Source organism: Streptomyces sp. NPDC006261, from assembly GCF_040613515.1.
Classification (GTDB): domain Bacteria; phylum Actinomycetota; class Actinomycetes; order Streptomycetales; family Streptomycetaceae; genus Streptomyces.
In genome coordinates this window covers 1-4696 of the sequence record NZ_JBEXSI010000132.1, presented here as the reverse complement: position 1 = coordinate 4696, position 4696 = coordinate 1, and the positions used below count along the sequence as shown (strand labels likewise).

General features: G+C 69.9%; 6 protein-coding genes. 2 read left to right on the top strand and 4 right to left on the bottom strand.

From position 1 onward, the window contains the following. Window positions 1-73 precede the first annotated feature (73 nt). The gene (locus ABZ154_RS34760) at window positions 74-229 is read right to left on the bottom strand and encodes a hypothetical protein (RefSeq protein ID WP_018515713.1); all 156 of its coding nucleotides are present in this window, start codon (window positions 227-229) and stop codon (window positions 74-76) included. A gap of 216 nt (window positions 230-445) precedes the next feature. Then, complete coding sequence (locus ABZ154_RS34755) at window positions 446-865, bottom strand: hypothetical protein (protein WP_356838446.1); 420 nt, start codon at window positions 863-865, stop codon at window positions 446-448. Window positions 866-1277: 412 nt separating this feature from the next. Here ABZ154_RS34755 and ABZ154_RS34750 point away from each other — a divergent pair, with 412 nt between their 5' ends. Then, complete coding sequence (locus ABZ154_RS34750) at window positions 1278-2918, top strand: penicillin-binding transpeptidase domain-containing protein (protein ID WP_356838444.1); 1641 nt, start codon at window positions 1278-1280, stop codon at window positions 2916-2918. A 129-nt stretch (window positions 2919-3047) separates the two neighbouring features. Next, on the top strand, window positions 3048-3479 hold the full coding sequence (locus tag ABZ154_RS34745; protein ID WP_356838442.1) for a VOC family protein: 432 nt from the start codon (window positions 3048-3050) through the stop codon (window positions 3477-3479). A gap of 23 nt (window positions 3480-3502) precedes the next feature. Here ABZ154_RS34745 and ABZ154_RS34740 read toward each other — a convergent pair whose 3' ends face one another. Next, window positions 3503-4093, bottom strand: a complete 591-nt coding sequence (locus tag ABZ154_RS34740; RefSeq protein ID WP_356838440.1) for a 3'-5' exonuclease — start codon at window positions 4091-4093, stop codon at window positions 3503-3505. A gap of 58 nt (window positions 4094-4151) precedes the next feature. Then, window positions 4152-4532: a hypothetical protein gene (locus ABZ154_RS34735; protein WP_356838438.1), complete on the bottom strand. Its 381-nt coding sequence runs from the start codon at window positions 4530-4532 to the stop codon at window positions 4152-4154. Between the last annotated feature and the right edge of the window lie 164 nt (window positions 4533-4696).

Genomic DNA, 4696 nt, shown 5'->3' with positions numbered 1-4696 from the left:
GCGTCGCGGCCCGCCCGCATGTGCAGGGTCCTGTTGCATCAACAGACTTCCTGGCTCCCTCCGACCACGAAGGTTAGAAGAAATGCTTTCGCCCACCGACCGCGCGGCCGGTCGCGCCCAGGATCCACAGGACCACGCCCACGACAATGAGAATACTGCCGATCGTGGTCAGCAGGCCCATGCCAACAAGCAGGCCGATAATAAGCAGAAGAAGTCCAAGGAGGATCATTTTCAGTTCCCATCGTCAAGTTCGGTTTTAGGCACGTACGCGCCTACACTTCACAACGGCCTCAGTTCACCCCACCGGTGCGTCCCGGCTCCGAATGGTCGCCAGGACCTCGTTGCGATGGTTCTAGTGCCCGGCAATTCCCCATTCACTCACCACAGGGAAAATTTGTTCCCAGGCCGCCCAGGAGCCCGCATTGATGGCGCTCGGGCTCGCAGGTCAGGCCGGTGCCGTGGGCCCCGGTGCGCGCCGCTGCCGGGCCAGGAAGATCACCGCCACGGCCGCCACCGTCAGGAACAGCAGGGCCGCCCCGCCCGACAGTGCCGCCAGTACGGCCGCGCCGCCGCCCCTGACGTCCGCCTCGCGGGCGGCCACCTGAGGGTCGTCCGCCTGGTACCGGACGACCAGCGCGGCGCCGACCGACTGCCTGCCGTCGCCGCTGCCCACCGGGAGGTCCGCGATCACGGTCCGGCCGCCGGCCTCGAACCTCCCCTGGCAGTGGCCCGCCATGCACGGACCGGCGGTGTGCAGCGTCGCCTGAGCCCGCTCTCCGTCCTGGAGGGAGCGCAGGTGCTGGGCCGCCGGAAGCATGACCAGTACCGACAGCGCCCCCAGCAGCAGGCCGAGCACCAGCGACATCACCAGGGACGCACGCGGCCCCACGGTGGTCCCGCCCGGCTTCTGCTGGTCCGCACCCGAGGTTCCTGGGTTCGCCGTACCGTCCACGCCTCTCGGCATCCGCTTCCGTCCGTGTCGTCGGCGGTGCAGCGCACCCCTCACCGAGACCGCGCCCCGTACCCCCTGCGGATGAACAGGGTAAGTGACGGGGCGGGCTGCCCTCATGTGCGGATGTCAGCACACTCGGCGCGGCCCGGCTGCCCGTTCCCGGCAACGGAGGCTCCTGTTCCGCAGACACATCCGGAGAGCGCTTTCCAGCCAAGCGTTCCGGTCCGGTAACAACGCTCTCACCCGCCGCACCCACCCCTTAGGGTTCCTCACAGTTGCCCCTTGCACCTGTTCAGGGGCACTCCTGGGGAGGGGGACTGCACAGATGCGCAGTGGAGCGAAGGTCGCCGTGGTCGGCGGAGTGTTCGTCCTGGCGGCCGGTGGCATCGGCTACGGGGCCTACAGCGTGCTCGGGAGCGACGGGGGCGGAGACGGCGGCAAGGTCGCCTCCCGGAACGCCGCACCCGAGGTGAAGACAGGGCCGCCCAGCCCGGAGGAGATAACCGGGACGTCGAAGTCCTTCTTCGACGCCTGGGTGGCCGGGGATGCCGCGAGCGCGGCCCTCCTCACCAACAACGAGGCCGGCGCGGAGCCCGTACTCGCCTCGTACGGCGAGGCCGCCCACATCGGCAAGGTGAAGATCACCCCGGGGCCGGCCGTCGGCACGAAGGTGCCCTACACCGTCAAGGCCACCGTCTCGTACGGCGGGAAGTCCAAGCCCCTGTCGTACGCCTCCGAGCTCACCGTCGTCCGCGGGCTGACGACCGGGAAGGCCCTGGTCGACTGGGAACCCGCCGTCGTACATCCGCAGTTGACCGAGGGCGCGACGCTGAAGACCGGCGAGTCGTCGACGGCGGCCATCGAGGCCGTCGACCGCAACGGCACCGTGCTCACCAAGGAGAAGTACCCCTCCCTCGGCCCGATCCTGGACACCCTGCGCCAGAAGTACGGTGCGACGTCCGGCGGTTCGCCCGGGATCGAGACCTGGATCGAGCCCGCCGAGGACGGACAGCCCGACATCAACCTGCTGACCCTCGCCAAGGGCAAGCCCGGCAAGGTGCAGACGACCCTCGACGCGGGCGCCCAGGCGGCGGCCGAGCAGGCGGTGAAGAAGTTCTCACAGGCGTCGGTGGTCGCGGTGAGGCCGTCCACCGGGGCGATCCGCGCGGTGGCCAACAACCCGGCGACCGAGTTCAACGTGGCGATGCAGGGCCAGCAGGCCCCCGGGTCGACGCTGAAGATCGTGACGGCCGCACTGCTGCTGGAGAAGGGGCTCGTCACCGCGAACGGGGCGACGGAGTGTCCCAAGGACGTGATGTACCAGGGCACTTCGTTCCGCAACCTGGACTACTTCTCGCTGCCCGACGGCTCCACGTTCACCCAGAGCTTCGCCAAGTCCTGCAACACCGCCTTCATCAAGCTGATCGACGACGTGAAGGACGACTCGGCGCTCGCCAAGGAAGCGCGGGACGTCTTCGGGATCGGCCTGGACTGGAAGACGGGCGTCGTCTCCACCGACGGCAGCGTGCCGGAGGAGGTCGGCGGCGTCGCCGCGGCCCAGTACATCGGGCAGGGCACCGTCCAGATGAACGCCCTCAACATGGCCTCCATCACCGCAACCGCCATGACCGGCACCTTCCAGCAGCCGGTCATCGTCCCGAAGTCCCTGGACAACCGGGAGCTGGCCCGGGCCTCGCGCTCACTGTCGCCCTCCGTCGTCCAGCAGTTGAAGACGATGATGCGGGCCACGGCGGCCTGGGGGACGGGCGCCAAGTCCATGGCCACGGTGGGTGGCGACAAGGGCGCCAAGACCGGGTCGGCCGAGGTGGACGGGCAGGAGACCTCGAACAGCTGGTTCACCGGCTTCAGCAACGACCTCGCCGCGGCGGCGGTCGTCCAGACCGGCGGCCACGGCGGCGACGCGGCGGGCCCGGTCGTGGCGGAAGTGCTGCGCGCGGGCGGCTGAGGCCCGGGCCGACGGCGTACGAGGTCGGGGCGGGGCGTGACCGGAGTGCCGGCGCGCCTCAAGTGCCTTGCGCATGAAGGGGGTTGTGGCCTCTTTCCCCTCGCGCGGCTGTACTACGGTTGGCCGACCATGACCCATCCCCTCCTCGGAATCAACCACCTGACTCTGTCCACCGCCGACCTCGACCGGCTCCTGACGTACTACACGGAGCTGCTCGGAGCGAGGCTCGCCTTCGAGCGCGCCGCAACCTCTTCCGATCCCCGGTTCGCCGTCATCGATGTCGGCGGGAACGACCACCTGATGATCGTCGAGACCGCCACCGCTCCCCCCACGCATCTCGGCCCCCTGGGCCAGGCGGGATGGGGACTGCGCGTGGGAACGTACGCGCAGTTGTGTGAGGCCCGCGAGAAGATCCTCCGTGCCGGGTGGCCGGTCGGAGAGATCGAGACGCTGCCCGCCCAGTGGTCGATGACGGCGCGCGATCCTGATGGTCGCCCGGTGGACGTCCGGGCCCATCGCCCCCGCACCACCACACCCCTGCGGCCACCCGTCACCGGCTGACCCCCGGCTGTCAGGAACACGCCCTACCCGACCGCCGGCCAGTCGCCTCGCCGCGCCACATCCAGCACCAGGGCGGCGATGTTCCACGCGTCGTCGTCGCCCCGGTGGTGGCGGCCCTCCAGCGGCAGACCCGCCAGCTCCAGCGCCTGGGCCATGCCGGGGCGGCGGCGGAGTCCGTACGCGGTGGTGAAGACGGCCTTCGCGTTGGTGTGGCGGTGGCCGAACGGGTACTCCGTGCCCGTCCGCCCGCACTGGAGCGTGAACTGCTTGCGGTCGTAGTCGCCCCAACTGGCCCACGGCAGAAGGCCCGTACCGTGCTCGGAGGCCAGGGCCCGGCACGCCTCGGTGAAGGTCAGACCCCCGTCCACGTCCGCCTGCGTCAGGCCCGTCAGCTCCGTGCAGAAGGGACTGACCTCCGAGCGCGCGGGACGGACCAGCAGGCGGTGTTTCGCCACCCGCTCCCGCGCGCGCAGGTCGACGACGGTGAGGCCGATCTCGATGATCTCGTTCACCTGGCCGGGCGGGGGCTCCCCCTCCCAGCACGTCGCTTCGACGTCGACCACGTTCAGCAGTCGCTCACCCGAGTACGTGTCCGAGTCGTTGTCCGCGTCCATGGGGCGAGGGTAGAAGCACCCCCGCCCCCAGGTCATCCGGGTAAAGCTCCCGGCATGGCTAGGGCGCGAGCCTGATCGAGTTGATCGGGGTCAGGTTCACGTCCCAGTAGGTCCACGTCGGCATCTTCGCGCCGCAGCCGACCCCGTCGTACCCCGTGCACAGCTGCACGGTGGCCCCGTCCGTCTGGTTGTTGAAGACCCGGTGGGTGCCGGTCTGGTTGTTGAGGTTGTAGACGCCGTACCGGAAGTACGTCGCCTCCGGCCGGTTGCCGTTCCAGGACGCGCCCGGGTAGATGCAGACGTACCCGGAGCGGCATCCCGCGTAGGTGTCCTGGGCGTCCTGGGTGTCGGACGCGCCGGCCTGCGCCCCCGCTCCCGTCGCCAGTACGGCCCCCGCCGTGAACATGAGCGTCACTGCCGCTCGTACGAAACTGCGCATGTCGTTTCCCTCCCTGCACCGGGCCCCTGGACCCGGCGCTCCCCTGTGGGACGAGTGAGTGGTTCCGGTGTCTCCGGGCGGCGGGCCTGCGGCTACCGCAACGGTGCCGAAGACCATCGCGGTCTCCGTCGAGGCGTCCTCGCTCAGGTCGTAGCGGGCGAGCT